Genomic DNA, 13865 nt, shown 5'->3' with positions numbered 1-13865 from the left:
TCTTATTGGCCGATGTTGCTCGTCGCGGGCGAGCCGTCCTGCGACTGGGCGCGCGGTGGCGGCGGATTGTCGTAGCGCTGCACGGAACGCGCGGCGGCGGTGCCGTCGGCACCGGCGTACGGGGTCGGCTGCGCGATGTCCTCCGGGCGCGCGAGCTGCGCAGCCAGGTTCGTGTAGTTCGCGCAGCCAAACGGAATGGCCGGATGCGCGAGCCGGTCGGGGTCGCCCAGATGCGAGGGGAGCGCGATCGAGGCGCAGTCGGGGCCGTGCGCCTGCACGCCGTCGAACGTGACGACGCGCGCGTCGGGCAAACCGGGCGGCGGACGCTCCGACATGCAAGCGCCGAGCGTCAGGCTCAGCAGCAGCCCGAGCGAAAAGCGCGTGATGCGCAGGCTCTGTGTGAACATGCAAACTCCTTCAGTAGACGAAGCCCGCCGCGCCGACGAGGCGCGGGGTATCGCCGGACAGCGGGTCGATCCCGAGCGTGCGCTGGAAGCCGTATTCGATGTCGCCGCTCGGCGCGATCAGCGTATCGAGCGGCGTGCGCAGGCGGTTGCCGGCCGTTGGATTGACGAGGTACGGCGTGACGATCACGACGAGCTCCGACTTCTTGTCCTGAAACGAACGCGAGGAAAACAGCTTGCCGAGCACGGGCAGCGTGCCGATGCCAGGCAGTGCAGACAAGGTGTCGCTCGAATCGCTCGTGAGCAGGCCGCCGATCGCGAAGCTCTGACCGCTGCCGAGCTCGACCGTGGTCGAAAGGCGGCGCACCGAGAGGCCCGGAATCGTCACGCCATTGGTGGTGACGCTCGCCGAGCTGTCGAGCTGGCTGACCTCGGGGTTGACCTTCAGGCTGATGCGATTGTCGGCGAGGACGGTGGGCGTGAAGTTCAGCGATACGCCGAACTGCTTGAACTGCACGCCGATCGCGCCGCCTGTGCTGCCGCTTTGCGGCACCGGAATCGGGAACTCGCCGCCCGCGAGAAAGCTCGCCGTTTCACCTGACATCGAGGTGAGATTCGGCTCGGCGAGCATCGTGACGAGGCCTTCCTGATCGAGCGCGTCGATCAGCGCCTGGATGTTCGTCTTGCCGGCCTTGAAGCCGATCAGGGTTGAAAACGCGTTGCTGGACGGCAGTTGATAGATGCCCGAGGAATCCTGGATCGCGCGGCCGGAGAGCATCCCGCCAATGAAGTTGCCCCACATGCCGCCCACGGCCGACCAGTTCACGCCGAACTGCTGCGTGACGCTGCGATCGACTTCGGCGATGCGCACATGCAGGTTCACCTGCAGCGATTGCGTGACCGAGAGGCGGTTGATCAGCGCCTCCTTGTCGTGCAGATACGGCGTGAGCGTCTGGACGACGGCATCGGCATCGGCGGCGCTCGGCACCTGGCCGGAGATGAGCAGCGAGCCGGGCGCGGCCTCGACGTGCAGCGTCAACGCGGGAAAGCGCGTGGCGAGCAGGTCGTGCAGATACGCGACGTCGGTGTTCACGACGACGGTGCGTTGCAGCAGGGTCTTGTTGTTCGCGCCGAGGGCGTAGAGCGTGGTGGTGCCCGCCTTTTTGCCGAGCACGAATACGGCTTGCGGATTCGGCACATGGACGTCGGCGATATCGGGATCGGCCACGAAGACCGCGGTTGCGGGCGCGCCGAGTTGCAGCAGGACGCCTTTGCCCGAGCCGACGGCGAGCGCCGCCCCGGGCGCGGACGTCGCGCTCGTTTGCACGACTACGCCGCTGGGCGCGCCGCCGGCGGTGGCGGCCGTTGCGGTCATCGCGAGCGGCAAGGCTGCGGCGACGAATGCCAGCGTCCCGAACGTCGAGAGGCGGTGGCCGAGGGCCTGGATGGGTTTCATAAGCAACGATCTACCGGGCATGCCCCGGACTCCAAATAGGTGCCGCGCAACGTGGCGCGCACACGCGCTCAATGCAGGTTCATCGACGGTGCGGGAATGCCGGCCGGAAGCGGGGGCAGCGATGGCGGATTGGCCGATGCGATCGCGCCGCCAGCAACCGTTGCGCCGTCGTCGCCCGATTGCGTCGACGTCGACGACCCGCGATAGATCACCACGGCTGCGGGCGCCGCGGCGCGCACCGGTGCGGCCATTGCCGCGGCTGCGGCGCTGTCGCGGCGCGCGTTGTTCGGCAGCGCGCGCAACGCGCGCGAGATGTCGCCCGCCCATACCGGCTTGGTGTCGGGCAGCGAGTCCGAGGTCGCGTCCGTGCCTGACGCGGCGTCGGCCGTGCGCTCGAGCGTGGCGAAGCTGCGCAGCGCGAGCGAGAGGCTGCCCAGACGCGCGGCCACGGCAACCGCTTGCGCGGTGTGCGGCGAGACCTCGAGCGTGACGGTGCGCGCGCGCGTGTTGGCGTCCGTGCTGTCTTTCGCGGGCTGCAGTTCGGAGCCGACCGCGAGCACGCGTGCGTGCTGCACGACGGTCTCGCTCGACACCGATTCGTCGGGCGCGTCGGTCTTGCCCTGCATGCTCTGCGTGAGAATGAGGTCGACGTAATCGCCGGGTTGGATCAAGCCAGCATTGCCTGAGACGTCGTCGATCGCGACAGAAACCGCGCGCATGTCGGGACGCAGCGTGGCCGAGAGAAAGCCGGGTGCGTTCGCGAGAATGACTTCGGAGGCGACGATCGGCGCGCCGGCCGTGACGGCCTGGCGCAGCACTGCGCCCTTGAGCTCGAGCGGATGGGGCGCGCCGTCGACAACCGCGCCTTCGGGCGTCTTCGCATGCGGCACGGTCTTCCACGCCAGGTCGTCCTCGCGCAGCAACAGGCCGCGCGGCAAGTCGGCGGCCGCGACGCGAATGCGGTCGACGGTCGGCTCTTTCGGTCCAGCGGGCTTCGATGCAGCGATGAAGAATCCTCGCACGATCATCGCGACGATAGCCGCCATGATGATTAGCAGCCCTATTTTAATGGTGTTTGACATGCTAGTCGCAACATCGAGCAAATTACAGGGTCATGCCGCCCGCCAGCGTACGCGCGACGACAATGGGCAACGCACCGATCGCAATGGCCACGCCGTAGGGCACGCCGCGTGACGCGGCCCACGGCGACGCGATGCCCGACAGCGCGCCAGCAGGCGCCCGGCGCACGAGCCATCCCGCGCCGAGCGCCACCAGCGCCACCATGAGCCCGGCGAGCGAGATCAGGATGAAGGCGGCCATCGCGAACTTCGCGCCGGCCCACAGGAACACCGCGGCGGCGAATTTCACGTCGCCGCCACCCAGCATGCCCGCTGCGAAGAGCGCGGTGCCGATCAAAAATGCGCTCAGCGCCACGCCGATATGTGTCGCGATCGAGAGCAGCGAGACCTTCGCGAACGCGGCCGCGATGAAATACATGAGCGCGACTGCGCCGACGAGCCTGCCTGGCAAGCGCCGCTGCGCGACGTCGAAGCATGCGAGGCTCGCGAGCAGCGCAATGGTGAGCACGCAGGCTGGCAATTGCATTGCGACGGACGAGAGTAAGCGAAGCGATGAAGCCAGAAGGACTGGCCGCCTTTGGCGAGCGGCCAGTTCGCGCGACGCCGAACGCCGGTACGTTCGTGCGCCGCCACAGCGCATTTACGTGTTGTTCACCACCGTCTGCATGATATTCGTGAATATCGTCTTCAGGCTGTAGGTGCCAGTTCCCGACAAGATGGCGCCAGCGGCGGCAACGGCCGTCACGACGCATCCAGCCAGAATCGCGTACTCGAGCGCGCTCACGCCGCGCTCGTCGCGCCACACCTTATTAATGAGTTTGATCATGTTGGTCTCCATGAAGGGATGCGCGCCGTCCCCCGTGACGGATTCGCGGCTCGCCATTCTATTGAAAGATTGAAAAAAAACAACCGAATTCCGTTCGGTAAACCGCTCTAGCGTCATATTTTTTTGCATCAGCGTCAAAATTAAAAGGTGAGCCGAACGCCATTTTCGTCCGATTGGCTATTTAAAATTCCATCCGCAAACGTTTGTCACTCGTTGGTTCGCGCAATCGTATGGCGAGGCACGATCTTGCGGTAGCCGCCAATATTTTTTCGCGCAGGGAGGCAAATTATGGAGGGACGACCTGTTGCGTCGAGGCCGAAACCCAGACTGCGGGACGGGCGGTGAGTGTTGTGGTTCGTTCGCGCGCATTTCAGCACCCGAGGTTATCGGCTTTGAATCGATTCGATTGAATCAACGGAAATGGAAGGAAAACGCAACGTAAAACGTTTGCTTGTCGAAATATGCGTTTTCGGATTTGATGTCGTTATGCGGACGCTAATGGCGTCTATAAAGTTGCGGGCTGGTGTCTCGTTAAAAGAAATACGGGTTTACTGGAAATTTAGCCCGGCATGGGTCAAACTCGGTCGTTTCATCACCACGCACTACATGAATTCCCTTTCCAGCCAGGGCGTCAGACGGGACACAAGCACGACGTGCTGTCAAATCACCCCTTTGGGTTGGGTCTGATTTGCGGTAGCCGCTGTTGTTGCGTTCGACCTCGCCGGTCCGCGATAGCTGCCTCACTCTCCCGAGTTAGCAGGTGGCGTTCGCATCACAGTGTGCCTTGGCTTCAGGCAGAGGACTGGCCCGCACAGGGGAATCATATGCGGGTCAGGGTGTTTGGGTTCAGGCTGGAACAAAAAAATGAAAACAACAGCATTCAAGTTTCGCACACGGGGAAATCAAGGCGCGGAGATACGGTACAGCGTCATCGTCATTCACAACATCAGTGTGACCTTCATTCGAACGGGATCGAAAAGGAAGCCATTTTGTTTGATGGTTCCGAGAGAACGAGACAACTGGCCGGCCCACGTCGATGCCGAAGGCCTGGCGAGAATTGCGCTTGCCCAATCTCTGCGCGATGGTTTAATCGACGCGCATCCCGAAGAGGCGATTGATCTGGATATCGGTGAATGCCCCTGGGATGGCGAATTGACCGCCGAGCAGTGACTTCAGCGGGCGTTATCCTTGCGGAATGCCGCGTTGCGCCGCTGAATCGTGAATAGCCGAGGACGCCGGCGAAGTGCACCGATGCTCGCTCATCGCGGCGCCTGCCGGGCCATCCAGTCGCTGAACAGCTTGACCTTCTGCTGCTGCGCCACGCATTCGGGGTACACGAAGTAATAGCGCGAGCCCGTTTCCACGGCCAGATCGAAAGGCATCACGAGCCGCTTCGCCGCAATATCTTCACTCGCGAGCGTCCGGTCGCCTATGGCGATCCCGTATCCCTGCAACGCGGCGCTCGTCGCGAGATCGAGCGACTGGAACGTGGGCCCGAGGTTCGCGTCGACCTGCGCCGCGCCGGCGTGGTTGAGCCACAGCCGCCAGTCGGCGTGGTCGGGCGTCGGGTGCAGCAAGGTTTGGCCTTCGAGGTCCTCGGGCTTGCCGCGCGGGCGCTGTTCGAGCAGCGCGGGCGCGCAGACGGGCGTCAGGTGCTCGTCGAAGAGCGCTATCGCGTGGACGTCGGTGCCGGCGGAAGAGCCGTAGATGATGGCCGCATCGAAGGGTTCGGCCTGGAAATCGACTTCGTGATGCCAGGTGGTTGTGATCTGCACTTGCAGTTCGGGATGCTCGGTCTGAAAGCGCATGATGCGCGGGAGCATCCAGCGCATGACGCAGGTCGGCACTTTCAGCGCGAGTTCTGTTCGCTGACGCGTGAGGCGCACCGACGCCTCCTCGATGCGGGCAAAGCCCTCGCGCACGGCGGGCAGCAGCTGCTCGCCTTCGGCCGTGAGCACGAGCCCCTTGGGCGAGCGCTTGAACAGGGGCAGGCGGTAGTAGTCCTCCAGTGCGAGGATCTGGCGGCTGACCGCGCCCTGCGTGAGGCACAGATGGTCGGCCGCGCGCGTGAAGCTGCTGTAGCGGGCGACCGTCTCGAAGATCTGCAGGGCGTTGAGCGGGGGAAGGCGTCTCATGGCGAGCGATGGACGATAGGCGATGCGGCGGGCAACGCGCTTAGTGAAGGATTTTCGCGAGGAAATCGCGCGCACGCTCGGAGCGCGGCGTGGCGAAGAAGGCGTCTTTCGAATCGTCCTCGACTATGACGCCTTTGTCCATGAAGATCACGCGGTGGGCCACCTTCTTCGCGAAGCCCATTTCGTGCGTCACGCACATCATTGTCATGCCGTCCTGGGCGAGCTCGACCATTACGTCGAGGACCTCGTTGATCATCTCGGGGTCGAGCGCCGAAGTGGGCTCGTCGAATAGCATTGCGATGGGGTCCATCGAGAGAGCGCGCGCGATCGCGACGCGTTGCTGCTGGCCGCCTGAGAGCTGGCCTGGGAACTTGTCTGCATGCGTGCGCAGGCCCACGCGGTCGAGCAGCTTCAAGCCTTTGTCGGCGGCCTCGTCTTTTGTGCGGCCTAGCACCTTGATTTGCGCGAGAGACAGGTTTTCGGCAATCGATAGGTGCGGGAACAGTTCGAAGTGCTGGAAGACCATGCCAACCTTGGCGCGAAGCTTTGAAAGGTTGGTTTTTTTGTCGCCGACGCTTAGACCGTTTACGTGGATATCGCCTTGCTGGAACGGTTCCAGACCGTTGACGGTCTTGATGAGCGTGGACTTGCCCGAGCCCGAAGGCCCGCAGACAACTACGACTTCGCCTTTTTGCACTTGAGTCGTGCAGCCGGTGAGTACCTGGAACGGGCCGTACCACTTCGAAACGTTGTCTATTGAGATCATGTTGGATCCTCTATATGAAACTTGTTTTCGCGGCGGGCCGCGGGCGTTGCCCCTGTGCGGGGCGGCACCTACTTTTCTTTGCCGCGGCAAAGAAAAGTAGGCAAAAGAAAGCCGCTCACACCGCCAGTGTGACGCAGTTCACCACTGCCCTGTATATCGGAGCGGCTCCGGAGCGTCTGTCACCACTCGTCGTTTATCGGAGTGACTAAGGGCTCATTCATCCGGCGGCGCTGCGCGCGCCGTGGGGCATAACAAAAACCATCGGGATATATGCGTATTCGTGGAACTCCAACGTATTCATATGGATTCACTCTTTCGTATCAGTAGGACTCCAGCATATTCTCCTGGAACCATTCGTGCGCAATCGCTAATGTGCCCGGCAGAACTTCGCACATTCGCCACGCCGCCCGCCCGGTTTCCCTTGCATACCCTTCCGCCCGCGCGTAGCGCGTGGCGGGAAGAATGAGCCCTTTGTCACTAACGCGGAGTGTGCGAGGCGACGGATGCCCCGGAGCCGCTCCGATAGGAATGGCAGTGGGGGAGTGCGTCACACTAGCGGTGTGAGCCGCTTTCTTTTGCCTACTTTTCTTTGCGGCTGCAAAGAAAAGTAGGTGCCGCCCCGCACAGGGGCAACGCCTGCGGCCCGCCGCGAATACAAGTTAAGGCCAATATAAGCAAACCTAAAACGCATCAGAGAACCGAAATCTCAACGCACTTTCGCGGCACGATAGCGACGTTCAAGCACACGCGCATACCACGTCAGCGGAAAGCACATAGCAAAATAGATCAACGCGACCATCGCATAGATAGGAAACGGTCGAAACACAGCATTGGTAATGATATTCCCGGTCTTGGTAAGCTCGGTAAGCCCGATGATGGAAGTGAGCGCGGTGCTCTTCACCACCTGCACGAGAAAGCCCACCGTGGGCGGCACGGCGATCTTCCAGGCCTGCGGCCATATCACATGCCGCAACTGTTGCGTCCACGTCATACCGAGGCTGGCGGCCGCGCCCCACTGTCCGCGCGGGATAGCTTCGACGCAGCCGCGCCAGATATCGACGAGATACGCGCTCGTATAGAGCGTCAACGTGACGATGGCAGCGGCCCACGGCGTGACGTCAATACCGAGCAGCGGCAGCCCGAAGAAGCCGAGGAACAACTGCATCAGCAACGGCGTGCCCTGGAAGACCTCGACATAGCCGTTGACGAACCGGTGCAGCGCGGGCCGCTGCGAGACCCGCATCGCGAGCAGCCCAAGCGCCGCGAGGCCGCCACCCACGAAAGCGGCCAGCGAAAGCAGGACGGTCCAGCGCGCAGCCAGCAGCAGGTTATACGCGATGTCCCAGGTGGTGAACTCGATCATTGCATGCCCTCCGTCTTGATCGCTGTCTTCATGGCCGCGCTGGCGCGCCAGGCGAACAGGCCACGCCTGCGGCGCCCCGCGCGGGTGGCAGCGGCACCGTGCGGCAGCCGGCCCGCGAAGAGGCGTGCGCCCAGGCGGTTGAGCAGCCAGCGCAGCGCCATGGAAAGCAGCAGGTAGATCGCCGTCGCCACGATATAGATCTCGAAGGCGCGGAAGTTGCGCGACTGGATGTAGTTCGCGGCATAGGTGAGGTCCTGCACCGAGATCTGCGAGACCACGGCCGAGCCGAGCATCACGATCAGCACCTGGCCCACGAGCGCCGGAAACACGTTCGCGAGCGCCTGCGGCAGCACCACGTGGCCGAATACCTGCCGCCCACGCAACCCCAGCGCCATGGCGGCCTGTAACTGCCCGCGCGGCACGGAGTCGATGCCCGCGCGCAGGATCTCGACGGCATAGGCGCCCAGGTTCACCGTCATCGCGAGCACGGCAGCCTGCACCTCGTCGATATGCAGGCCCAGGCTCGGCAAGCCGAAGAACACGAAGAACAGCTGCACGAGAAAGGGCGTGTTGCGGATCAGCTCGACATAGGTCGCGACCACCGCGCGGGCCCAGCGCGGGCCCGCCATGGCGATCGCCGCGCCCGCGGTGCCGACGAGGCCGCCGAGCAGCGTGGACACGGCGGTCAGGCCGAGCGTGACGCCGGTGCCGTGCACCAGCATGCCGGCGTACGTGCCGATGTCGCTGAAATCGAAGACATAGCTCATTGCGGTGCCTCGGAAACGGAAAGGGGCGGGCGAGCGCGGGGCATCAGAGATCGGCCGGCAGCGAAGCGCGCAGCCACTTTTGCGAGATGCCGTTGAGCGAGCCGTTTTTCTTCGCGCCGGCAATGGCTTCGTTCACCTTTTCCATCAGACGCGGCTCATTCTTGTTCATGCCGACATGATCGGGAGAGCTGAACAACGAGAACTTCTGCTCGGGATCGATCGACGGATGGCGCGCGATGATCGTCGCGCCCACGTCGTTGCCTACCACGAGCAGTTGCGCCTGCCCCGAGAGGAACGCCGCGATTGCGCCGTTCGGGTCGTCGAAGCGCTTGATCGTCGCGCTCGCCGGCGCCACCTTGCTCACGCTCAGGTCCTCGAGCGTGCCGCGCGCAACCGCAACGGTCTTGCCGGCGAGATCGGCAGCGCTCTTCACGGGCAGGTTCTTCGGCCCGAACACGGCCAGGTAGTACGGCGCATAGGCCTGTGAGAAGTCGATCACCTTCGCGCGCTCCGGCGTCTGGCCCACGGAAAGCAGCATGTCGGTCTTGTGGTCGGCCAGGTAGGCCATGCGGTTGTCGCCGGTGACCTGCACGAGCTCGACCTTGGCGTTGAGCGCCTTGCCGATCAGCGCGGCCATGTCGATGTCATAGCCTTGCGGTTTCATGTCCGGGCCGATCGAGCCGAACGGAGGATAGTCCTCGAACACGCCGATGCGCACGACGCCCGACTTCGCGATGGTGTCGAGCGCGTCGGCGTGGGCGGGCAGGGCGACGGCGGCGAGGCCGCCGAGGCACGCGAGCGTGGCGGCGGCGCGGGCCACGAGGTTGCGTGCGCGGCGGATGCGAAGGGTGGCGTGGGTCGATGCGTTCATTGTGGGCTCCTGCGATGAATCGGGTGTCGTGAGTCGGGTGGGGTGTAGCGGGGCGTTGGGCAAATCAATGCGGCGCGCGGGCGGCGATGAGCTTGCACGCGTGCGCCGGCAGTTCGGCGAACACGGGCATGCCCGTGTGCAGGCCCGGCGTTTCGCGCGGCGTGGTGGCGGCGGTCAGCGTGAAGCCTTCGCAGTCGATGGTGGCCTCGATCGAGACCCCCACGTCGCGCACGAAGGTCACGACGCCGCGCAGCGTGTTGGTGGCGGCGCCGCGCTCGCCCGTGCGTACGCACACATCCTCGGGGCGGATCAGGAGGCGCACGTCCTGGCCACTGGCCGGCGCGCGGCCAGCGGGGGACGCCGGCATCGCGAGGCGTTGCCCGCCGGGCAGCACGATCTGGTCGCCCGCGGCCGTGACGGGCAGGATGTTGCCGAGCCCGATGAAGTCGGCCACGAACTCGTTGACGGGGTCGCGATAGATGTCGAGCGGTTTGCCGATCTGCTGAATCCGGCCTTGCTCCATCACGACGATCTCGTCGGCGAGCGTCATCGCTTCGCGCTGGTCGTGCGTGACCATGATCGTGGTGATGCCGAGGCGCTGTTGCAGCAGGCGGATCTCCACCTGCATCGCTTCGCGCAGCTTCGCATCGAGCGCCGAAAGCGGTTCGTCGAGCAGCAGCAGGCGCGGCGACGCCGCGATCGCGCGCGCAATCGCCACGCGCTGGCGCTGGCCTCCGGAGAGCTGGGTGACGAGCCGGCCCGCCATGTGCGGAAGCTGGATCATTTCGAGCAGCTCGGCCACGCGGCGTGCCTGCGTCGCGCTGTCCGTCTTGCGCAGCCGCAGCGGATACGCAATGTTCTGCGCCACCGTCATGTGCGGAAAGAGCGCGAGCGACTGGAACACCATGCCGAAGTCGCGCCGGTTCGCGGGGACGCGCGTGAGGTCGACGCCCTCGAAGGTCAGCGAGCCGGAGCTGGGCGTCTCGAGCCCGGCGATGATGCGCATCAGCGTGGTCTTGCCGCAACCCGAGGGGCCGAGGAAGCATACGAGCTTGCCGTCGGGCACGGAGAGGTTCACGTGATCGACGGCATAGGCGTCGTTGAAGCGCTTCGTCACGTCGTGCAGTATCAGTTGGGTCATCGTGATTCCTTGGAGCGGGTAGCGTGCGGTGGGATGCGCTCAGAGTGCGACGCCGTTGTCGCCAACGAGCTTCTCGAGCATCCAGATCAGCGCGAAGTCGATCGCGACGGTGAACACCGCGAAGCAGAACACGGTGGGATCGAGTGACGAGACGGTCCGGCTATAGAGCCAGACGGGCAGCGTCATGGTGTCGATGCTGTAGAGGAAGAACGTCACCGTGAATTCGTTGAACGACACGATGAACGCGAACAGCATGCCCGCGAGAATGCCGGCGCGCATGAGCGGCAACACGACGTCGAGGAGCGCGCGGCGCGGGCTCGCGCCCATCAGGCAGGCCGCTTCCTCGAACTCGGGGCCGATCGATGCCACCGAGGCCGCGCAGTTCTTGACCGTGAACGGCAGCGTGAGGATCACGTGGGCCACGATCAGCCGCACCATGCCGAGCTCGAACGGCAGCGTGTTGAACACGAGCAGCAGCGCGAGGCCGAGCATCACGAGCGGATAGACGACGGGCAGCGCCACGAGCTGCTCGACCAGCACGCGGCCGCGAAAGCGGTAGCGCGAGAGTGCGTAGGCGGCGGGCACGGCGACGGCGGTCGAGATGATCATCGTCGCCACCGCCACGATCAGGCTCGTCGTGAGCGCGGTGCCCATCGAAAGCGTGTCGGTGGCGTCCGGAGAGACGAAGGTCTGCCATGCGGCGCGATACCAGTGCAGCCCGAAATGCTGCGGCGGAAATTCGAGCGTGTCCGTCGTGCCGAACGACATGGCGACCATCGTGAGGATCGGCAGCGCGGCGAGAAACAGCACGAGCGTCGCGGCGAGGCCGGTCGAGCGGCCGAGCCGGCCCGGCAGGGCGGCGCCGAACAGGATGCGGTTCATCAGCGGGACTCCTCGAAGCGGTGGAGGCGGCGCGCGAGGCGCTGCGAGAACGCCATCACGGCGAGCGTCGCGCCCATCAGCACGACACCGGAGGCCGAAGCGGCCGGCCAGTTCAGCAGCGGCGCGACCTGGTCGTGCACGAGCACCGAGAGCATCGGCACGCGGCGGCCGCCCAGCAGCAGCGGCACCGCGAACGCGCTCGCGTTGTAGGCGAACACGAGCAGCGCGCCGGACACGATGCCGGGCATCGCAAGCGGCAGCGTCACGTGCCAGAGCGTTTGCCAGCGCGAGGCGCCGAGCGTGGCCGCGGCCTCGTCGAAGGTGCGCGAGACCGCACGCAATGCGCTCGACATCGGCAGCACGGCGAGCGGGAACGCGGTCTGTATGAGGCCGAGCAGCACGCCTTGCTCGCGATAGAGCCAGATCACCGGATGCTGGGCGAGCCCGAGTGCCTTCAGCACATGGTTGAGCAAGCCCGCTGGCCCGAGGATCACGAGCCAGCCGTAGCCCTGCAGCAGCAGGTTCACCAGCAGCGGCAGCAGCACGCAGGCGAGCATCAGGCGGCGCGCGAAGCGGGACTCGGTGCGCGCCATCGCCAGCGCGACCGGAATCGCGAGCAGCATCGCGCAGACCATGCTCTGGAACGCGAGGCGCAGCGTGAGCCAGAGCGACTTGAGGAAATACGGATCGGCGAGATCGGCGTAGTTCTGCAGCGTGAAGGTACGCCACTCGTTGCCTGGCACACCGAAGCTCAGGCGCAGCACGGCCAGCGAGGCGGCGATCAGCACCGCCAGAAAGACGAGGATCGGCGCGAGCAGCAGCCAGGGCGGCACGCCCGGCAGCGCCGGCTGGTCGCCGCCGCGGGCCGCAGAGGCTGCCGCCGGCCGCGCGGCGGAGGAGGTGAGGGCGGACATGACGTTATGCGGCGAACAGGCCGGTGTAGCGCTTGATCCACGCGGCCTGCACGGCGGCAAGCGCCTTGTCGTCGTGCAGCACGGCTTTTTCGGCGATCTGCTTCGGCGAGGGCACGAACGCGCGGCTTTCGGCCGGAATCACGGCGCGGCCGTTGACAGGCCCGTTGAGCACGTCGGCCGCCATGCGGCCCTGCACGCCCGCGTCGAGCGAATGATTGATGAACGCGTGGATCAGATCGAGATCGCCCGGATGCGCCTTCGGGATCACGGTGAACATCAGCTGGGTCGCGAAGCCTTCCTTCATCCCGTACGTGATGCCCATGTTGTATTCGGGCTTGCGGATCTGCTCCGGGAAGAAGGCGGCGGAGTAAATGCCGCCGATATCGAGCGAGCCCGTGCGAAACAGGTCGGCCACCTGATTCGGATTTTCGCCGAGCGTCATCACGCGGTCCTTCAACTCCGCGAGCTTGCGAAAGCCCGGTTCGATATTCTGCTGCGAGCCGCCCGCGAGCTTGGCCGCGATGATAGTGAGGTCGACGGCTTCCGCCCATTCCGGAGGCGGCAGGAAGATCTTGCCGGAATACTTCGGATCCCAAAGCGCCTCGTAGCTGGCCGGCGGCGTCTTCACGGTCGAGGTGTTGTACACGAGGCCGTCCGACCAGAGCAGATAGCCCACGCCAAAGCCATTCGCGCCGCTGCGATAGGCCGCCGGAACATCCTTGAGATTCGGCAGCTTGCTGGTGTCGGGCTGCAGCAGGAGGCCGGCATCGGCGAGGCCGGAGGCGCCCACGCCTGCCAGCGTGATCACGTCGTAGGTGGGTCGATCGCCCGCGGCCTTGACCTTGGCGACCATGCCCGAGGTGCCGTCCGCGCGGTCTGCAATGACCTTCGCGCCGGTGGCCTTGCTGAAGGTCTGCGCGATGTTGCGCAACGCCGCCGTGCCCGTGTCGTCCGACCAGGTCAGCAGGCGCAGCGTCTTGCCCGCGAAACTGGAGGTCTGCGCCCTGGCCGTCTGAATGAACGGCATGGGCAGGGCCGATGCGGCGAGCGTCGCGCCAATGGCCTTCATCGCTTGTCTTCTACCGGGTTTGAAGTCTTGCATGATCGTCTCCTTGAACGACGCGGCCTCGATTGAGCCTGTTGCCGCTTTAACGCGGCTTTAGTGCTGTGCTAGTGCTGCGGGGTGTGAAGCCAATGTAGGCAGGCCAAATTTCCCAAACAATCGAATTCTCCTCATGGGCGCCATGAGAATCCCTCATGG

15 protein-coding genes are annotated in these 13865 nt (G+C 64.9%); 1 reads left to right on the top strand and 14 read right to left on the bottom strand.

Translation table 11 applies throughout. The annotated features are described in order from the left end of the window. Positions 1-2: 2 nt before the first annotated feature. From E1956_RS29005 to E1956_RS28985, 5 genes are all read right to left on the bottom strand, one after another. The gene (locus tag E1956_RS29005; RefSeq protein ID WP_134755700.1) at positions 3-407 is read right to left on the bottom strand and encodes a CpaD family pilus assembly lipoprotein; all 405 of its coding nucleotides are present in this window, start codon (positions 405-407) and stop codon (positions 3-5) included. A 10-nt stretch (positions 408-417) separates the two neighbouring features. Further along, the gene (locus E1956_RS29000; RefSeq protein ID WP_134757876.1) at positions 418-1779 is read right to left on the bottom strand and encodes a type II and III secretion system protein family protein; all 1362 of its coding nucleotides are present in this window, start codon (positions 1777-1779) and stop codon (positions 418-420) included. A gap of 149 nt (positions 1780-1928) precedes the next feature. After that, a complete protein-coding gene (gene cpaB / locus E1956_RS28995; protein WP_134755698.1) occupies positions 1929-2942 on the bottom strand; it encodes a Flp pilus assembly protein CpaB in 1014 nt (337 codons plus the stop codon). A gap of 22 nt (positions 2943-2964) precedes the next feature. Further along, positions 2965-3465 (bottom strand): A24 family peptidase, encoded by a 501-nt coding sequence (locus E1956_RS28990; RefSeq protein WP_167760152.1) that lies wholly within the window; start codon positions 3463-3465, stop codon positions 2965-2967. A gap of 114 nt (positions 3466-3579) precedes the next feature. Continuing rightward, on the bottom strand, positions 3580-3765 hold the full coding sequence (locus E1956_RS28985; protein ID WP_134755694.1) for a Flp family type IVb pilin: 186 nt from the start codon (positions 3763-3765) through the stop codon (positions 3580-3582). Between the two features lie 864 nt (positions 3766-4629). On the opposite strand from E1956_RS28985, the gene E1956_RS28980 reads away from it, so the two are divergent. Then, positions 4630-4935 (top strand): hypothetical protein, encoded by a 306-nt coding sequence (locus E1956_RS28980; RefSeq protein ID WP_134755692.1) that lies wholly within the window; start codon positions 4630-4632, stop codon positions 4933-4935. Positions 4936-5024: 89 nt separating this feature from the next. On the opposite strand, the gene E1956_RS28975 is transcribed toward E1956_RS28980, so the two are convergent. From E1956_RS28975 to E1956_RS28935, 9 genes are all read right to left on the bottom strand, one after another. Beyond that, a complete protein-coding gene (locus tag E1956_RS28975; RefSeq protein ID WP_134755690.1) occupies positions 5025-5900 on the bottom strand; it encodes a LysR substrate-binding domain-containing protein in 876 nt (291 codons plus the stop codon). A 40-nt stretch (positions 5901-5940) separates the two neighbouring features. Continuing rightward, positions 5941-6666 carry an amino acid ABC transporter ATP-binding protein gene (locus E1956_RS28970; protein ID WP_134755688.1) on the bottom strand — a complete coding sequence of 242 codons (726 nt, stop codon included), beginning with the start codon at positions 6664-6666 and terminating at the stop codon, positions 5941-5943. 706 nt (positions 6667-7372) lie between these two features. Beyond that, positions 7373-8029 carry an amino acid ABC transporter permease gene (locus E1956_RS28965; protein ID WP_134755686.1) on the bottom strand — a complete coding sequence of 219 codons (657 nt, stop codon included), beginning with the start codon at positions 8027-8029 and terminating at the stop codon, positions 7373-7375. Further along, a complete protein-coding gene (locus E1956_RS28960; RefSeq protein ID WP_134755684.1) occupies positions 8026-8796 on the bottom strand; it encodes an amino acid ABC transporter permease in 771 nt (256 codons plus the stop codon). Before E1956_RS28960 ends, E1956_RS28965 begins: the two co-directional genes overlap by 4 nt. Positions 8797-8839: 43 nt before the next feature. Then, entirely contained in the window at positions 8840-9667 is an 828-nt protein-coding gene (locus E1956_RS28955; protein ID WP_134755682.1) for a transporter substrate-binding domain-containing protein, read from the bottom strand. A 64-nt stretch (positions 9668-9731) separates the two neighbouring features. Beyond that, complete coding sequence (locus E1956_RS28950) at positions 9732-10808, bottom strand: ABC transporter ATP-binding protein (RefSeq protein ID WP_134755680.1); 1077 nt, start codon at positions 10806-10808, stop codon at positions 9732-9734. 39 nt (positions 10809-10847) lie between these two features. Further along, positions 10848-11690, bottom strand: coding sequence for an ABC transporter permease (locus E1956_RS28945; protein WP_134755678.1), 843 nt, complete (start codon positions 11688-11690; stop codon positions 10848-10850). Then, positions 11690-12604 (bottom strand): ABC transporter permease, encoded by a 915-nt coding sequence (locus E1956_RS28940; RefSeq protein ID WP_134755675.1) that lies wholly within the window; start codon positions 12602-12604, stop codon positions 11690-11692. The genes E1956_RS28945 and E1956_RS28940 overlap by 1 nt, the downstream gene beginning before the upstream one ends. Before the next feature lie 4 nt (positions 12605-12608). Then, complete coding sequence (locus E1956_RS28935; RefSeq protein WP_134755674.1) at positions 12609-13706, bottom strand: ABC transporter substrate-binding protein; 1098 nt, start codon at positions 13704-13706, stop codon at positions 12609-12611. Positions 13707-13865: the final 159 nt, after the last annotated feature.

It is taken from the genome of Paraburkholderia pallida (genome assembly GCF_004524855.1).
GTDB classification, from domain to species: Bacteria; Pseudomonadota; Gammaproteobacteria; order Burkholderiales; family Burkholderiaceae; genus Paraburkholderia; species Paraburkholderia oxyphila.
This window is presented reverse-complemented; position numbering and strand designations above follow the sequence as displayed.

Coding starts and splice junctions, on each gene's coding strand:
- E1956_RS29005 (WP_134755700.1), bottom strand. CDS start 407: ATGTTCACACAGAGCCTGCGCATCACGCGCTTTTCGCTCGGGCTGCTG.
- E1956_RS29000 (WP_134757876.1), bottom strand. CDS start 1,779: ATGACCGCAACGGCCGCCACCGCCGGCGGCGCGCCCAGCGGCGTAGTC.
- cpaB (WP_134755698.1), bottom strand. CDS start 2,942: ATGTCAAACACCATTAAAATAGGGCTGCTAATCATCATGGCGGCTATC.
- E1956_RS28990 (WP_167760152.1), bottom strand. CDS start 3,465: ATGCAATTGCCAGCCTGCGTGCTCACCATTGCGCTGCTCGCGAGCCTC.
- E1956_RS28985 (WP_134755694.1), bottom strand. CDS start 3,765: ATGATCAAACTCATTAATAAGGTGTGGCGCGACGAGCGCGGCGTGAGC.
- E1956_RS28980 (WP_134755692.1), top strand. CDS start 4,630: ATGAAAACAACAGCATTCAAGTTTCGCACACGGGGAAATCAAGGCGCG.
- E1956_RS28975 (WP_134755690.1), bottom strand. CDS start 5,900: ATGAGACGCCTTCCCCCGCTCAACGCCCTGCAGATCTTCGAGACGGTC.
- E1956_RS28970 (WP_134755688.1), bottom strand. CDS start 6,666: ATGATCTCAATAGACAACGTTTCGAAGTGGTACGGCCCGTTCCAGGTA.
- E1956_RS28965 (WP_134755686.1), bottom strand. CDS start 8,029: ATGATCGAGTTCACCACCTGGGACATCGCGTATAACCTGCTGCTGGCT.
- E1956_RS28960 (WP_134755684.1), bottom strand. CDS start 8,796: ATGAGCTATGTCTTCGATTTCAGCGACATCGGCACGTACGCCGGCATG.
- E1956_RS28955 (WP_134755682.1), bottom strand. CDS start 9,667: ATGAACGCATCGACCCACGCCACCCTTCGCATCCGCCGCGCACGCAAC.
- E1956_RS28950 (WP_134755680.1), bottom strand. CDS start 10,808: ATGACCCAACTGATACTGCACGACGTGACGAAGCGCTTCAACGACGCC.
- E1956_RS28945 (WP_134755678.1), bottom strand. CDS start 11,690: ATGAACCGCATCCTGTTCGGCGCCGCCCTGCCGGGCCGGCTCGGCCGC.
- E1956_RS28940 (WP_134755675.1), bottom strand. CDS start 12,604: ATGTCCGCCCTCACCTCCTCCGCCGCGCGGCCGGCGGCAGCCTCTGCG.
- E1956_RS28935 (WP_134755674.1), bottom strand. CDS start 13,706: ATGCAAGACTTCAAACCCGGTAGAAGACAAGCGATGAAGGCCATTGGC.